We start from the raw sequence: 15,772 nt of genomic DNA, 5'->3' as shown, positions 1-15,772 counted from the left end.
CGGTCTCGCGCATCGCGCGTCCCCGGGCCAGATGGGAAGTAAGGCAACCGTGAAGGTCAAGCCGAGCGTCAAGAGGATCTGCAACAAGTGCCGGGTTATCCGTCGGCACGGCCGGGTCATGGTCATCTGCAGCGACCCGCGCCACAAGCAGCGCCAGGGCTGACTCAGCCCGTCCGGTCGGAGCACGACCGGGTGGCGTTGGTCCGGGTAGATCCTCAGCGACACACACATCACACATGCTCGTCCCAGCCACGAGCGGTACGCGAGACGTACTCCTGCGTGGCTGACCCCCGGTCGGAGGCCGGGGCCCGCTCGGGCAGCGACCGATCCCGGTCGCCGGCGCTCACCGCGTCGGAAAGACGGGACGGCCGGTAGCGGGGTGGGACGGGTCCACACCTCCGCCACATATCACGAGGAGTACGCCCGCACATGGCACGTCTAGTCGGCGTGGATCTCCCCCGCGAAAAGCGGATGGAAATCGCGCTCACCTACATCTTCGGGCTCGGTCGCACCCGTGCCCAGGAGACACTCGCCGCTACCGGGATCTCGCCGGACAAGCGCGCTCGGGACCTCACGGACGAGGAGCTCGTGCAGCTCCGCGACCACATCGAGGGCAACTACAAGGTTGAAGGCGACCTGCGCCGCGAGGTCGCCGCTGACATCCGCCGCAAGGTTGAGATCGGCTGCTACGCCGGCATCCGGCACCGCCGGGGCCTGCCTGTGCGTGGCCAGCGGACCAAGACCAACGCGCGGACCCGCAAGGGCCCGAAGCGGACCGTCGCCGGCAAGAAGAAGCCCGGCAAGAAGTAATAGGAGCGCACAGACTTATGCCACCGAAGGCTCGTGCCGGAGCCGCTGTAAAGAAGGTCCGGCGCAAGGAACGCAAGAACGTCGCCCACGGGCAGGCGCATATCAAGAGCACCTTCAACAACACCATCGTGTCCATCACGGACCCGACCGGTGCGGTCATCTCCTGGGCCTCCGCTGGCCAGGTGGGCTTCAAGGGCTCCCGCAAGTCGACTCCGTTCGCCGCGCAGCTGGCCGCCGAGGCTGCCGCGCGTCGCGCCATGGAGCACGGCATGCGCAAGGTCGACGTGTTCGTCAAGGGCCCCGGCTCCGGCCGGGAGACCGCCATCCGTTCGTTGCAGGCCGTGGGCCTCGAGGTCGGGCAGATCGCCGACGTCACCCCGCAGCCGCACAACGGATGCCGTCCGCCCAAGCGTCGCCGGGTCTGAGAGGTAGAGAGAGATGGCTCGTTACACCGGTGCTGACTGCCGCCGTTGCCGGCGGGAGAAGATGAAGCTGTTCCTCAAGGGCAGCAAGTGCGATGGTCCGAAGTGCCCGTTCGAGTCCCGGCCGTTCCCGCCCGGGCAGCACGGCCGCGGCCGCACCAAGGAGACGGAGTACCTGCTCCAGCTCCGTGAGAAGCAGAAGGCCCGTCGTGTCTACGGCGTGCTGGAGAAGCAGTTCCGCGGTTACTACGAGGAAGCCGTTGGCAAGCAGGCGAAGACCGGTGAGGTCCTCCTGCAGATCCTCGAGTCGCGGCTGGACAACGTCGTTTACCGGGCCGGCTACGCCCACTCGCGGGACATGGCCCGCCAGCTGGTCAAGCACGGTCACTTCACGGTGAACGGCAAGAAGGTCGACATCCCGTCGTACCGCGTCAAGGAGCACGACATCGTCGAGGTTCGGGGCAAGAGCAAGGAGCTCACCCCGTTCATCGTCGCGCAGGCTCAGGCCGGCTCGAAGACGGTTCCGGCGTGGCTTGAGGCCATCCCGAGCCAGATGAAGGTGCTCGTGCACTCCCTCCCGGCCCGGCAGGTCATCGACACGCAGGTCCAGGAGCAGTTGATCGTCGAGCTCTACTCCAAGTAGTCCGAGCTCGTTCGGTGGCCCGCCCTTCGGGGCGGGCCACCGGAACAGTTTGTGTCGTGGACGTCAAATAGCGGGCGTCCCGGAAGAGAAGAGAAAAGATGCTCATCAGTCAGCGACCCTCCCTCTCCGAGGAGTCGATCAACGAGACCCGGTCCCGGTTCGCCATCGAGCCGCTGGAGCCGGGCTTCGGCTACACCCTGGGTAACTCGCTGCGGCGCACGCTGCTGTCGTCGATCCCGGGTGCGGCCGTCACCTCGATCAAGATCGACGGCGTGCTGCACGAGTTCACCACGATCCCCGGTGTCAAGGAGGACGTGGTCGAGCTCGTCATGAACATCAAGGAGCTGTGCGTCAGCTCCGAGCACGACGAGCCGGTCAGCATGTACCTGCGCAAGCAGGGTCCGGGCGACGTGACCGCGGGCGACATCCAGCCGCCGGCCGGCGTCTCGGTGCACAACCCGGACCTGAAGCTCGCCACCCTCAACGGCAAGGGCCGGCTCGACATGGAGCTGACCGTCGAGCGGGGCCGGGGCTACGTGACGGCGGCACAGAACAAGCAGTCCGGCGCCGAGATCGGCCGGATCCCGGTCGACTCGATCTACTCGCCGGTGCTGAAGGTGACCTACCGCGTCGAGGCGACCCGTGTCGAGCAGCGCACCGACTTCGACCGGCTGATCATCGACGTCGAGACCAAGCCGTCGATGGGCCCGCGTACCGCGCTGGCCTCCGCCGGTTCGACGCTGGTGGAGCTGTTCGGGCTGGCCCGTGAGCTGGACGAGACCGCCGAGGGCATCGACATCGGGCCGTCCCCGCAGGACGCCCAGCTGGCGGCGGACCTCGCCCTGCCGATCGAGGAGCTGGACCTCACCGTCCGCTCCTACAACTGCCTCAAGCGCGAGGGCATCAACTCCGTTGGTGAGCTCATCGGGCGTACCGAGGCCGACCTCCTCGACATCCGCAACTTCGGTCAGAAGTCGATCGACGAGGTCAAGATGAAGCTCGCCGGGATGGGTCTCGGGCTGAAGGACTCGGCTCCGAACTTCGACCCGGCGCACGTCGTGGACACCTTCGGCGAGGCCGACTACGACACCGACGACTACCGCGAGACCGAGCAGCTCTAGTCCGCGCTGCCGCCACAACTGAGGAGCACCAAAAATGCCCACGCCCACCAAGGGCCCCCGCCTCGGCGGCAGCCCCTCGCACGAGCGGCTGATGCTGGCCAACCTGGCCACTGCGCTGTTCCAGCACGGCAAGATCCAGACCACTGAGACGAAGGCCCGGCGGCTGCGTCCGCTGGCCGAGCAGCTCATCACCAAGGCCAAGCGCGGTGACCTCGCCTCGCGGCGGCGGGTGCTGGGTGTCGTCAAGGACAAGGACGTGGTCTACGCCCTGTTCGACCAGATCGCGCCCCGCTACTCCAACCGCCCCGGCGGTTACACGCGGATCGTGAAGACCGGTCCGCGCAAGGGTGACAACGCGCCGATGGCGATCATCGAGCTGGTGGAGGAGCTTCAGGTCGCCGAGCCGAAGGCGAACAAGAAGACCGCCGCCCGCAAGGCCGCGCAGCAGGACAAGGTCGAGGCGCTCGCCCCGGCCGAGGAGACCCCGCGGTCGGCCCAGGCCGACCAGGACTCCGAGCCGCCGGTGTCGGCGTCCGGTGACACCGACGCCGCCCGCGAGGACAGCGACCTCGCCACCGAGGAGAACAAGGCCTGATCTCGGGCATCGTTCGGGCCCGGCACCCCTGAAGGGGTGTCGGGCCCGACCCGTAACTGGAGGTACGAGGTGGACGAGCGGATCCGGCTGCGGTTGGACGTCTCGTACGACGGCACGGGCTTCTCCGGCTGGGCTGCTCAGCCGACCAGGCGCACCGTCGCGGGGGTGCTCGTCGAGGCCGTGGACCTGGTCCTCGGCGCCGGCACGGCCACCGGGCTGACGGTGGCGGGACGGACCGACGCGGGGGTGCACGCCACGGGGCAGGTCTGCCACCTGGACCTGCCCGTCGACGTGTGGCGGCAGCACGAGGGGCTGCTGCTGCGCCGCTTGGCCCGTCTGCTCCCCACCGACGTGCGCGTACGGGCGATGACCGAGGTGCCCGTCGACTTCGACGCCCGGTTCTCGGCGACCTTCCGGCGCTATGAATACCGGGTCACCGATGCGCCCTTCGGCGCGGAGCCGCTGCGCCGGCACGAGGTGCTGGCCTGGCCGAAGCCGCTGGATCTGGCCGCGCTGAATGCCGCGGCGACCGGCCTGGTGGGGGAGCACGACTTCGCCGCGTACTGCCGACGCAAGGAGAACGCGACCACGCTGCGCGAGGTGACTCGGCTGGACTGGCGCCGCGACCCGGATGGCATCCTGGTCGCCACCGTGCAGGCCGACGCGTTCTGCCAGGCGATGGTGCGCAGCCTGGTGGGGGCGATGCTGGTGGCCGGGGACGGCCGTCGCCCGGTCGAGTGGCCGGGCAGCCTGCTCGCCCGTCAGGCTCGGTCCAGCGAGGTGACCGTGGCCCCCGCACATGGGCTGACCCTGGTCGCGGTCGGCTACCCGGCCGATCCCGCCGAGTACGCCCGCCGCGCCGACCTCACCCGCCGGCTGCGGGTTCCGATCGAGGGCTGACCGCCGACGGCGTGCCGGGGATCAGTCGCCCGGCAGTTCGCTATTGCCTGTGCTGCCGCCCTGGCTCCCGTTGTTGTCGGTCGGCGCGGCCGTCGGTTGCGCGGCCGTGCCACCGTCGGCCCGCTGTTGCAGCACGCCCCGGCTGAGGTGCAGCTCGATCATGTCGAACAGGATCTCGCGGACCTTGGTGTCACCCGCCTTGATCGCCGCCCCGTCCTCGCGGACCACCAGCGCGTACGCCAGGTAGTGACCACGGACCTGCCAACCGACCCGTGCCGGGGCGGTGGCCAGCACGTCGGTGCCGTCGCCGCCGGTCAGACCACGGAACCGGCCCTGCCGCTCGTCGAGCTGCTGCCGGATCCGGTCCCGGGCTCGCTCCGCGCTGACCTTGTCGGTGAGGTTGAACAAGCCGGCGGTGACCAGGTGGTCGCCGTCGGGCGTACGCAGCGTGGCCCGGACCACCTGGTTGCAGCCGAGCCGGACCAGCAGGTCGGCGACCTCGCCGGTGGCGGCGACGGCGCAACTGCCACTGGACTGTGTCTTGAGCACCTGGTAGCTCGGCTGGCCGGCGGTGAGTTTCAGTTCCTTGCCGGGAAAGAGTTCCTTGGCGGTGAGCGGGGCCTGGTCGGTGTCCCGGGAGTCGAGGGCCAGCCGTTCCGGCGCGGCGGACGTCGGGGCCGCGTTCGGCTGGTACGTCGGGGTGGCCTGTGGTTGCTGGTCGCGGTCGATGAGCAGCGCGGCGGCACCCAGGCCGCAGAGGGCGAGCAGAACCAGGACGGCCGCGCCGCCGATCACCACCTGCCACAGCCGCCCGCCGTTGCGCCGGGTGGCGGGGTCCGCCGGCTGCGCCGAGGTGTAGACCTGGCTGCGGGGCGCTGCGGGCGGAATGTCGACACGGGCCGGCGGTGGCTGCGATGAGGGCAGCGAAAGCTGATTCGCCCGGGGCAGCGACGGCGTGGGGAAGCGTGACGGAGAGGGCCCGGCCGGCGGCGGCGGCCCGGCGCCGAGCACCGACAGGTCGGACCCGGGCTCCGGGTACTCCTCGAAAGCGTCCTCATCGGACTCGTACCGATACACCATGTCGCCCAGAGTAGGAGGCATTGTCCCTTTAGGGGGTAATATTGGGGAAATGTGCGCGTGGGCCGTGTCGTGGCCCGCCCCGGCCGGTGCGAGAATTGCCGGCGTGACCGGCGACCACTACTTCACCGCTCAGCCCACCAGCGACGCTCCGGCGCGCGAGGTCGAGTTCTCCGTCGCCGACCGCGACTACCGGCTCGTCTCCGCCGGCGGGGTCTTCTCCGCCAGCCGGCTCGACCCTGGAACGGCGGTGCTTCTGCGCAAGGCCGAACTGCCCGCCGTCGAGACCAGCGGCGATCTGCTCGACCTCGGCTGCGGATTCGGGCCGATCAGCTGCGTACTGGCCGATTTCGCGCCGACGAGCACCGTCTGGGCCGTCGACGTCAACGCCCGTGCCCGCGAGCTGACGGCCGCCAACGCGGTCCGGATCGGCGCCGGTGACCGGGTCCGGGTCAGCGCGCCGGATGACGTGCCGCCAGACGTCCGGTTCGCCCAGCTCTGGTCCAACCCACCCATCCGGATCGGCAAGGACGGGCTGCACGACCTGCTGCTGCGCTGGCTGCCCCGGCTCGCACCGGACGGCGTCGGCTGGCTGGTGGTCGCCCGGCACCTCGGCGGCGACTCGCTGCAGCGCTGGCTCACCGAGCACAGCTGGCAGGTCGAGCGGTACGCCAGCCAGAAGGGCTTCCGGGTGCTGCGGGTCACCCGGTAATTGGATGTACCCCCCGAGCCCTGGTGGGGCAGGATCCCGGCGTGGGATACGTGGACGTGGCAGGGGTCGGGCACATTCTGCCCGACGGTCGGGAACTCTTCGCCGACGTGTCGTTCCGGGTCGGGGAGGGCGGCAAGGTCGCCCTGGTCGGGCCGAACGGCGCGGGGAAGACGACGCTGCTGCGGATGGTCGCCGGCGACCTGCCGGTGCGTAGCGGCGTCGTCGCACGGGCCGGTGGGCTGGGCGTGATGCGCCAGTTCATCGGCATGATCGGCGACGAGTCGACGCTCGCCGACCTGGCGTTGTCGCTGGCCCCGCCGTCGCTGCGCGACGCTGGCCGCCGGCTCGGCGAGACCGAGGCGGCCATGCGGGCGACCGAGGCCCACGGCAAGTTCAGCAACGCCGCCGGCAAGGCCCAGCTGGCGTACGCCGACGCGCTGGGCGCCTGGGGTGAGGCCGGCGGGTACGACGCCGAGGTGCTCTTCGACACCGTCGCGACCATCGTGCTCCACCTGCCCTGGGACGCCGTGCGGGACCGGCCGGTGCGTACGCTCTCCGGCGGCCAGCAGAAGCGCTTCGCGTTGGAGTTGCTGTTGCGCGGCCCGGACGAAGTGCTGCTGCTCGACGAGCCGGACAACTTCCTCGACGTGCCCGGCAAGCGCTGGCTGGAGGCGCGACTGCGCGAGTCGACCAAGTCGGTGCTCTACGTCTCGCACGATCGCGAGTTGCTGGCCCAGAGCGCCGACCGGGTGGTCGCCGTCGAGGGTGGCAGCGCCTGGGTGCACCCCGGCGGTTTCGCCAGCTGGCATTCCGCGCGAGTGGCTCGGCACGCCCGCCTGGACGAGCTGCGTCGGCGCTGGGACGAGGAGCACCAGAAGCTGCGCGAGCTGGTGCTGATGTACAAGCAGAAGGCGGCGTACAACGACGGGTTGGCCTCGCGCTACCAGGCCGCGCAGACCCGGCTGCGCAAGTTCGAGGAGGCCGGGCCGCCGCCCGTACCGCCAAAGGACCAGGACATCCGGATGCGGCTGAGCGGCGGGCGGACCGGTAAGCGCGCGGTCATCTGCGAGCAGCTGGAGCTCGACGGCCTGACCTACCCCTTCGACCTGGAGATCTGGTACGGCGATCGGGTGGCGGTGCTCGGTGCCAACGGCACCGGCAAGTCGCACTTCCTGCGGCTGCTGGCCCGGGGCGGCACCGACCCCGACCCGGCGAACGGGCCGGTCGACGGGGCGGGCGCGCTAGCCCCGGTGGCACACGACGGCATGGCCCGGCTGGGCGCCCGGGTCCGCCCCGGGCACTTCTCCCAGACCCACGACCGGCCGGAGCTGATGTCGAAGACGCTGGTCGAGATCCTCTGGCGAGGTGACGAACACCGCACGGGGATGGACCGGCACGCGGCGATGGGGGTGCTCAGCCGCTACGAGCTGGCCGCGCAGGGCGACCAACGCTTCGGCACGCTCTCCGGAGGGCAGCAAGCCCGTTTCCTGGTGCTGCTGCTGGAGTTGTCCGGGGCGACCCTGCTGCTGCTCGACGAGCCCACCGACAACCTCGACCTGGCCAGTGCGGAGGCGCTGGAGGCGGGCCTGAACGCATTCGAGGGGACGGTGGTCGCGGTCACCCACGACCGCTGGTTCACCCGCTCCTTCGACCGGTTCGTGCTGTTCGGCGGTGACAGCGAGGTGGTGGAGACCCCGGAGCCGGTCTGGGACGTCGGCTGACCGGTCCCCGGGGCATCGGTGCGTCCGACCGGCATAGGGTGGATCTCGTGACTGAGATGACCTATCGCCGGCTGGGCGACTCCGGGCTCGTGGTGTCCGTGGTCGGCATCGGCTGCAACAACTTTGGCCGCAAGCTCGACCTCGACGGCACCCGGGCGGTGGTGGACGCGGCCCTGGACGCCGGGATCACCCTCTTCGACACCGCCGACATCTACGGCGAGCCGCAGGGCGGTTCCGAGGAGCTGCTCGGGCAGGCGCTCAAGGGACGCCGGGACGACGTGGTGGTGGCCACCAAGTTCGGCATGGACATGAACGGCCTCAACGGGCCGGACTTCGGCGCTCGGGGCTCGCGGCGTTACATCGCCCGCGCGGTCGAGGCGTCGCTGCGCCGGCTCGGCACCGACCACATCGACCTCTACCAGATGCACGAGGTCGACCCGGGCACCCCGATCGACGAGACGCTGGCCGCCCTGGACGACCTGGTCCGCGACGGCAAGGTGCGCTACCTGGGCAACTCCAACTTCGCCGGGTGGCAGATCGCCGACGCGGACTGGGTCGCCTCGTCCAACGGCCGGGCCCGCTTCATCAGCGCGCAGAACCACTACAGCCTGCTGGAGCGGTCGGTGGAGACCGAGGTGATCCCGGCCTGCGAGCGGTTCGGCCTCGGCATGCTGCCGTTCTTCCCGCTCGCCAACGGCCTGCTCACCGGCAAGTACAAGCGTGCGGGTCAGCCGCCGGCCGGCAGCCGGCTCTCCGGCGGTGGCCGGTACGCCGAGCGGCTCGCCGCAGCCGACTGGGACACCATCGAGGCGATCGAGGCGTACGCGGCCGAGCGCGGGCTGACCATGCTCCAGGTGGCGATCGGCGGGCTGGCCGCTCAGCCGGCGGTGACCTCGGTGATCGCCGGTGCCACCACGCCCGAGCAGGTACGCGCCAATGCCGCCGCCGGCACCTGGGAGCCCAGCGACGAGGACCTGGCGGCGCTGCGCGCCATCCTCTGAGCCCGCGGACGGCGAGCGCGCATCGTTCCCGGAAAGCCGGAGTGCCCCGCGGTCTGGGACACCCCGGCTTTCCGGACGTCGCGTCGATCAGTCGTTCTGCGTATTGGTGCGGCGGCGGCCGAGCAGTATGCCCACGCCCATCGCGGCGGCGACGAGCACGAGGCCGGCCGCTGCGACCGTCCACCACCAGGTGATGCCCTCGGCCGCCCCACTGTCGCGGGCGGCCTTCGGCGAGGGCGACTGTCTCGGGGCCTGCGCCTGCGGCTTGGCCTGCACCGTGGCGGTGGCCTCGCTCTGATGCGGAGCGGGGGCGTTCACCTTCACCCGCCAACTGCCGGCGGAGAGCAGCGGACCGGTGGTGTAGAAGCCCTGGCCCTCGGGTGCCGGTTCGAGTTGTACCGGCCCGAGCTCTTGTCCGTCCGGGCCGGTGGCGGTGAGGATCAACCGCACCAGCTTGTCCAGCCGACGGCCATCGGCGTAGGTGGCCTGGATGGTGACCCCTTCGGCCCCGTCGCCGGCAACCGCCAGCTTGAGTTTGTCGGTCTGAGCGGCCGCCGGGGTCGCGGTGACCAGGGTCAGGGCCAGTCCGGCGAACACGGCGGCCAGCACCTTGCGGATACCCGTCACGGGCATCTCCCCACTAGGGATGAGGGAGGCCCCTCCCCGACGCCGCAGCGTCGGGGAGGGGCCTCGTCGGATCAGAGCTGGCGACCGGGTGCGAGCCGGGTGGCATCGCCACCGAGCCGTCCGGTGCCCTTGACCGGTTCGCCGTCGTTCGCCTTCACTCCGGCCTTGCTGGCCGCGCCGCCGAGCCGGACGATCATGGCATCGGCGTCCCGGATCAGGACATCCCGGATCTCCGCCTCCGGCACCAGCGTGGCGTCGGCGGCGAGCGTCCGGAACGCGGTCAGCTGCCTGACCGCCGCCTTGTCGTCGCCGGCCGCCTCAGACTTGCGGACCGCGTCGAGCTTGTTGATCAGCTGCTTGTGCGCCTTGGCCGAGAGCCGCCCCGTCGCCTTGAACCGGTCCAGCAGACCCTGCATGTCCCGGAACGAGGTGGTGACGAAGAACCGGACCGTCGAGGTGGTCTTGTTGCCCGCCTTGTCGGTCGCGGTCACGGTCAGCTCGTGCAGGCCGAGCGGCAGCTCGTACATGGCCTGCAGAGTGCCGCTGGCGTACGCGTTGCCGTCCAACTGGCCGACCACGGTCGCGATGCCCGAGGTCGGGTCGACGGCCTGCCAGGACACCCGGACGTCCTGGCTGTCGCCGTAGAGCTGGCCGTCGGCGATCCCGGACACCAGCAGCGTCGGCTTGGTGCCGTCGATGCGCAGCACCGCCGACTTGAGCGTCTCGGCGTTGCCCACCTTGTCGGTCGAGCGGAACAGCAGCTCGTGCTGCCCGTCACCGGTCACCTGGACCGGCGTCGTGTACGGCGTCCAGGCGCCACCGTCCAGCGACCACTCCACCGTCCTGACGCCGGACCCGGCATCGGTCGAGGTCAGCACGACCGGGATCGTCCCGTCGTGCCAGCCGGCGTCGTTCGCCGGAGCGAACGTCGCCGAGGTCACCGGCGCGGTGGTGTCGATCTTGACCGAGACGGTCTTCGTCGACTCCACGTTGCCCGCCTCGTCCGTCGAGCGGAACCGCAGTTCGTGCTCGCCGTCCCCGCTGACCTGCACCGGTGCCGTGTAGTCCGTCCAGGTGGTGGCCCCGTCCAGCTGGTACGCCGTGCCGGCGAGCCCGCTACCGCCGGCCTCGTCGGCACCGGTGAGCGTGATCGTCACCGGCCCGGTGTGCCACCCGTCGGTCGGGGTGCCGGAAACCGCCGCCGTGGTAACCGGTGCGGTCTCGTCGTCGGCCACCTCCGTGCTGAGCCGGAAGTAGTCGAACGAGGCGGTCTTCGAGGCCGTCTGGTTGGCGCCGAGGGTGAACAGCCCGACCTTCGGGGTGGCACCGACCGCGCTGTTGGTCAGCGCCGTCAACGCGGTCCAGGTCGTGCCGTCCGCCGAGTACGACGCGGTGAACGTGTCACCGGTGCGGGCCAGCCGCAGATGCCACACGGCATCGGTCAGGTTGGCCGCCTCCGGCTGCGGGTTCTGCACCGTCCCGGCGATCTCGCTGCGGAACTCGATCCGCCGCGTCACCGTCTGGCCGGCCTGGTTGTCCGCGATGAAGTCGAACTTCAGGTAGTTGTCGTCGTCGGCCTGCACGAGCAGACCGGCCTGCTGGTACTGCTCGTTCAGCAGGCTGCCGTCGACCTTCGTCTCCAGGGTCCAGTCGCCGGACGGCGCGGTCTGGAGGATGAAGTTCTTCGGCCCGGTGTTGTCGGTGCCGTAGATGTCACCGTTGGGCACGTCGATCCGCAGCGCGCCACCGGTGACCCGGTAACCCGTCGGGTCCTCCCGCAGGATCGCGTCCCACCGGCACTTGTCCAGCGAGCCGCCGGTGAACTCGTCCGACGGATCGACCGGCCCGGCCGGGGCGTCCGGCGTGACCCGGAACGAGTCGAAGGCCGCGTCGACCACCGGTGCCTCGGTGCCGCCGTTGAGCGCGAAGACCCCGATCCGTGGGTTGGTGATGCCGGCGAGCTCGGCCGATCGGCCGACCGGGGTGAAGGTCTGTCCGTCGCCCGAGGCGGACGCGGTCAGGTTCGTCCCGTCGCTGGTGATCCGCAGGTACACGGTGTCACCCGCCGGTGCGGCGGCGCTGTCGGCGGCATCGTTGCGCGGCGTGGCGGCCGTCTCCCGGATGAACTCCACCCGCCGACTGCCGTTGTACAGCAGGTCGAGCTTGGCGTAGTTGTCGTCGTCGCCGTACACGAGCACGCCAGCCTGCTGGTAGTTGGCCGTCACCGGCAGGGTGACCTTGGTGGTCATCTCCCAGGCGCCGGTCGGGGCCGCCTGGAGCACCAGGTTGGTGGCATCGTTGCGAGCGCCGTAGAGGTCGCCCACCCCCGTGGGCAGCCGCAGCGCGCCGCCACTGACCGAGTAGAGCTGGTTTTCCCGGACCACGCTGGTCCACCGGCCCTTGTCGAGGCTGGTGCCGTTGAAGTCGTCCGAACGTGCCCCGAAGCAGGACGTGTCGGGCGCGTCCACCCGCACCGGCACCGCGGCGTAGGCCTTGGCACCCTTGCTGTCGGTCACCGTGAGGGTGGCCGTGAAGGTGCCCGGGCTGGTGTAGGTGTGGCTGGCGTCCAGGGTGGCCGCCGTGCCTCCGTCACCGAAGTCCCAGGCGTACGTCAGAGGGGTGTCCCCCTCGGCGTCGGTGGCCGTGCCGTCGAAGGCGACGGTGACCGGCGCGGTGCCGGTGGCCGGGGTGGCGGTGGCGCTGACCACCGGCGGCGCGTTCTCGGTGACGCCGCGGCCGACGAAGTCCATCCAGTTGACGTTGAACAGCGAGCCTGTCCCGCCGTTCGGATCGCGGGCCAGGAAGTACAGCGAGCCGCTTGCGGCACCGGTGACCGGCGCGCTCACGTCCGTGTACGTCTGCCACGCGCCGGTCGCCGGCACGGTGGCCGTGGCGACCACCGGTCCGTCAACCGCGCCCGCGCGGACCTCGATCCGACCGCCAGCGGCGGCCGAGGCGGCCCGGAACCGGATCTCGGTGATGTTGGTCAGGTCCGCCGGAGCGACCGACCACCAGTCGCCGTCCTCGATGAACGCGATGTTCTGGCCGCCGCCGGCGGTGTCGGCGCCGGTCTCCCGCTGCACACCGGCGTCTCCGCCGCCGGTGCTCACCGGCGCACGCCCGGTGGCGGTGAAGTACTCGGCCTGCTTCTGCTTGGGCTGAAGGATCTCGATGGCCCGGCCGGTGAGCGGGCCGGACCCGCCAGCGCCGCCGTCGTCGGTGTAGGTGGCCTCGAAGACCGCGAAGACGTTCGCCTCGGCGCCGTGCCCGGAGGCGAGTGACGTCTGGACGGTGCCGGTGCAGCCGGTGTGCTGCTCCAGCGGGTGGGCGTGCTCGTCGTGACCGAGCAGCACCTGCAGCTGCACCCGGTCGCAGTCGATCTGCCCGTCCTCCGGGTCGGTCGCCTTGATCGTGTAGCGGACCTGGTCACCCCAGTTGAAGAAGCCTCCGTCCGGCGGGAACTCGATGGTTACCGTCGGCGCGGTGTTGCCCACGGTGACCGGCACGTTGGCCACCGCGGTACGGCCCTTCGGGTTGGTGACGGTGAGTTGGGCGGTGAAGCTGCCCGCCGTCGCGTACGTGTGCGTCGGGTTGGCCTCGGTCGAGGTCTGCCCGTCGCCGAAGGTCCAGGCGTAGGTGAGCGTGCCACCGTCCGGGTCGCGAGAGCCGGCGCTGGAGAAGGTGACCGTCAACGGGGCGGGCCCCGAGGTCGGGGTGGCGGCCGCCACCGCGATGGGCGCGCGGTCACCGGCGGTGTAGTCGATCCGGTAGATGCCGGAGTCGTCGTTGTTGCCGCCGAAGCCAGTGCCCCACTCGATCAGGTACAGCGCGCCGTCCGGGCCGAACTCGAAGTCCATCGGCCGGACCATGCTCATCCCGGTGAGCAACTGGTTGATGTCCACCAACGACTTACCGTCGGCGGTCAGCTGCATCGTGTACATCTTCGACTGGTTCCACTCGCCGAGCAGCGCCTTGCCGTCGTAGTAGGCCGGCCACTTGCGGTTGGAGTTGAGGTCCGCGTCGTACCGGTAGACCGGGCCGCCCATCGGGGCGCCGCCGCCGCCGATCTCCGGGTACCGCGCGTCACCGGCGTACCCGTAGTCGACGGTCGCCGGAACGACCGGCGGGAGGTTGGTCAGGCCGGTGTTGTTGGGCGAGTTGTTCACCGGCGCCGCGCAGTCGAACTTCGCGCCGCTCGGGCCGGACGGGAACGTGTAGTCGTTGTACGCCTCGTTCGTCCCCGTGCAGTACGGCCAGCCGTAGTTGCCGGGGGTGACGACGTTCCACTCGACCAGGCCCCGTGGGCCCCGGGTCGGGTTGTCCGCGTTGGCGTCCGGGCCGTAGTCCGCGACGTACAGCGTGTTGGTCTTCGGGTCCGTGCCGATCCGGAACGGGTTGCGGAAGCCCATCGCGTAGATCTCGGGACGGGTCTTCTCGGTGCCCGGCGCGAAGAGGTTGCCCGATGGGACGGTGTACGTCCCGTCGTCCTCCGGGTGGATCCGGATCACCTTGCCGCGCAGGTCGTTGGTGTTGGCGGAGGTGCGCTGCGAGTCGTAGTCCTGGCGGCCCGGCCGCTCGTCGAGCGGCGAGTACGCGCTCGACTCGAACGGGTTGGTGTTGTCACCGGTGGCCAGGTAGAGGTTGCCCGCGCCGTCGAAGGTCATGCTGCCGCCGGCGTGGCAGCAGGTGTTGCGCTGGGTGTCGACCCGCAGCACCTGCTTCTCACTGGCCGGGTCGATGGTGTCGCCGGTCACGGTGAACCGGGACAGCAGGTTGCGGGTGACCCCGTCGTTCGGGGCGTAGTAGAGATACACCCACTTGTTGGTGGCGAAGCCCGGGTCGAGCCGGATGCCGATGAGGCCGTCCTCGTTGCCGGTGAAGACGTCCAGGTCGACGGCGGTGACGGTGCTGCCGGTGTCCGGCTTGACGATCTGCACGCGACCGTCGCGCTCGATGTAGAAGACCCGCCCGTCGGGGGCGATGTCCAGCTCCATCGGGTTGCTGGTGTTGCTGTCCAGCGTGACCTTCTCGAAGTTCGCGGTCTTCGAGGCGCCGCAGTCGCCAGCCGCGACACCGGCCGCGGTCTGGATGCCACCGAGCAGGTGGGAGAGGAACTCGGGCTCGGCGTACGACTCCCGGGTGTGCCCGCCTCCGGTGTACCAGGATCGGCCACCGTCGAAGTCCTGGCACCAGGCGATCGGGTGGTCGGCACCCATCGCGCCGGCCCCCGCGGTGTAGCTCTTCTCGTCCAGGCTGGCCAGCACGTGCACGTCCGGCCGGGGGTTGGTCTGGTAGTTGTACCACTCGTCGAACCGGGACCAGCGGTCCGGCAGCTCGGCCGTGGACGGGTGGGCGTGGTCCTCCACCTTGACCGTGGCCTGCTGGTTCGCCGGGTGGTTGGCGAAGTACGCGCCGACCAGATCGCCGTACCAGGCCCAGCTGTACTCGGTGTCCGACGCGGCGTGGATGCCGACGTAACCGCCACCGGCACGGACGTAGCGCTCGAACGCCGCCTGCTGCTCGGCGTCGAGGACGTCACCGGTGGTGGAGAGCCAGATCACCGCCTTGTACTTCGCCAGGTTGGCGTCGCTGAATGCGGCGCCGTCCTCGGAGTTGTCCACGGTGAATCCGTTGGCGGCACCGAGCTGTTGGATGGCGGCGACCCCGGTGGGGATGGAGTCGTGCCGGAAGCCGGCGGTCTTGGAGAAGACGAGGACGGAGAAGGGATCGTCGGCGGCCTTTGCCGGCTTCGGCACCACCTGGGTGACCGGGGCTGCGGCGGGCGCCTCTCGCGGGGGGACCTGCGCGGCGGCCGGAGCCGCCTGCGCGGGCATGCCGAACAGGGTCGTCGAGGCGACAGCCAGGGAGATCAGAGTCGCGGTGATGGGTACGCGGGCACGACGAGAACGGGGCACGCCGCCTCCTATGTCGCAGTGGACAGGGATCGCGGGGCCGGCTCGCCGAAGACCGTCCCGGATGGAGCCGGTGGTGACACCGTGCCAGGGTGCCCACACCAGCATTTTGTCGAATCGCTAAACAAATTAATTCGACTTGCTCAATGTCGGGCAAGATGCGGGCGGGTAACGGTTCTGCAACGGCAGGCGACAAACCGATCAGGACCACATGAAGTGCCCCAGGTTTCT

13 protein-coding genes are annotated in these 15,772 nt (G+C 70.3%); 10 read left to right on the top strand and 3 right to left on the bottom strand.

Annotation, left to right across the window (positions count from 1 at the left end):
* Window positions 1-49 precede the first annotated feature (49 nt).
* The 7 genes from rpmJ (at window position 50) to truA (ending at window position 4,491) form a co-directional block, all read left to right on the top strand.
* Window positions 50-163, top strand: a complete 114-nt coding sequence (gene rpmJ, locus ABZT18_RS06435; protein WP_043965539.1) for a 50S ribosomal protein L36 — start codon at window positions 50-52, stop codon at window positions 161-163.
* A 266-nt stretch (window positions 164-429) separates the two neighbouring features.
* On the top strand, window positions 430-810 hold the full coding sequence (rpsM, locus tag ABZT18_RS06430; RefSeq protein ID WP_088950226.1) for a 30S ribosomal protein S13: 381 nt from the start codon (window positions 430-432) through the stop codon (window positions 808-810).
* Window positions 811-827: 17 nt separating this feature from the next.
* Entirely contained in the window at window positions 828-1,235 is a 408-nt protein-coding gene (rpsK, locus tag ABZT18_RS06425; RefSeq protein ID WP_030329919.1) for a 30S ribosomal protein S11, read from the top strand.
* Between the two features lie 13 nt (window positions 1,236-1,248).
* Window positions 1,249-1,875 carry a 30S ribosomal protein S4 gene (rpsD, locus tag ABZT18_RS06420; protein WP_355250716.1) on the top strand — a complete coding sequence of 209 codons (627 nt, stop codon included), beginning with the start codon at window positions 1,249-1,251 and terminating at the stop codon, window positions 1,873-1,875.
* A 98-nt stretch (window positions 1,876-1,973) separates the two neighbouring features.
* Window positions 1,974-2,996, top strand: a complete 1,023-nt coding sequence (locus ABZT18_RS06415) for a DNA-directed RNA polymerase subunit alpha (protein ID WP_007465227.1) — start codon at window positions 1,974-1,976, stop codon at window positions 2,994-2,996.
* Between the two features lie 34 nt (window positions 2,997-3,030).
* Window positions 3,031-3,591 (top strand): 50S ribosomal protein L17, encoded by a 561-nt coding sequence (rplQ, locus tag ABZT18_RS06410; protein WP_354995033.1) that lies wholly within the window; start codon window positions 3,031-3,033, stop codon window positions 3,589-3,591.
* Between the two features lie 69 nt (window positions 3,592-3,660).
* Window positions 3,661-4,491, top strand: coding sequence for a tRNA pseudouridine(38-40) synthase TruA (gene truA, locus ABZT18_RS06405; RefSeq protein ID WP_354995034.1), 831 nt, complete (start codon window positions 3,661-3,663; stop codon window positions 4,489-4,491).
* A gap of 21 nt (window positions 4,492-4,512) precedes the next feature.
* Here truA and ABZT18_RS06400 read toward each other — a convergent pair whose 3' ends face one another.
* Entirely contained in the window at window positions 4,513-5,571 is a 1,059-nt protein-coding gene (locus ABZT18_RS06400) for a hypothetical protein (protein WP_355250713.1), read from the bottom strand.
* Window positions 5,572-5,674: 103 nt separating this feature from the next.
* Here ABZT18_RS06400 and ABZT18_RS06395 point away from each other — a divergent pair, with 103 nt between their 5' ends.
* The 3 genes from ABZT18_RS06395 to ABZT18_RS06385 are packed head-to-tail and all read left to right on the top strand — an operon-like array spanning window position 5,675 to window position 9,002.
* Window positions 5,675-6,280: a methyltransferase gene (locus ABZT18_RS06395; RefSeq protein WP_355250710.1), complete on the top strand. Its 606-nt coding sequence runs from the start codon at window positions 5,675-5,677 to the stop codon at window positions 6,278-6,280.
* Between the two features lie 41 nt (window positions 6,281-6,321).
* Entirely contained in the window at window positions 6,322-8,001 is a 1,680-nt protein-coding gene (locus ABZT18_RS06390) for an ATP-binding cassette domain-containing protein (RefSeq protein WP_355250707.1), read from the top strand.
* 38 nt (window positions 8,002-8,039) lie between these two features.
* A complete protein-coding gene (locus tag ABZT18_RS06385) occupies window positions 8,040-9,002 on the top strand; it encodes an aldo/keto reductase (RefSeq protein ID WP_355250704.1) in 963 nt (320 codons plus the stop codon).
* Between the two features lie 87 nt (window positions 9,003-9,089).
* On the opposite strand, the gene ABZT18_RS06380 is transcribed toward ABZT18_RS06385, so the two are convergent.
* Window positions 9,090-9,635, bottom strand: a complete 546-nt coding sequence (locus ABZT18_RS06380) for a hypothetical protein (RefSeq protein ID WP_355250701.1) — start codon at window positions 9,633-9,635, stop codon at window positions 9,090-9,092.
* A gap of 65 nt (window positions 9,636-9,700) precedes the next feature.
* Window positions 9,701-15,544, bottom strand: coding sequence for a ThuA domain-containing protein (locus tag ABZT18_RS06375; protein ID WP_355250698.1), 5,844 nt, complete (start codon window positions 15,542-15,544; stop codon window positions 9,701-9,703).
* Window positions 15,545-15,772 lie beyond the last annotated feature (228 nt).

Source organism: Micromonospora sp. NPDC005291, assembly GCF_040607415.1.
In the GTDB taxonomy this organism is placed as follows: domain Bacteria; phylum Actinomycetota; class Actinomycetes; order Mycobacteriales; family Micromonosporaceae; genus Micromonospora.
This window is presented reverse-complemented; position numbering and strand designations above follow the sequence as displayed.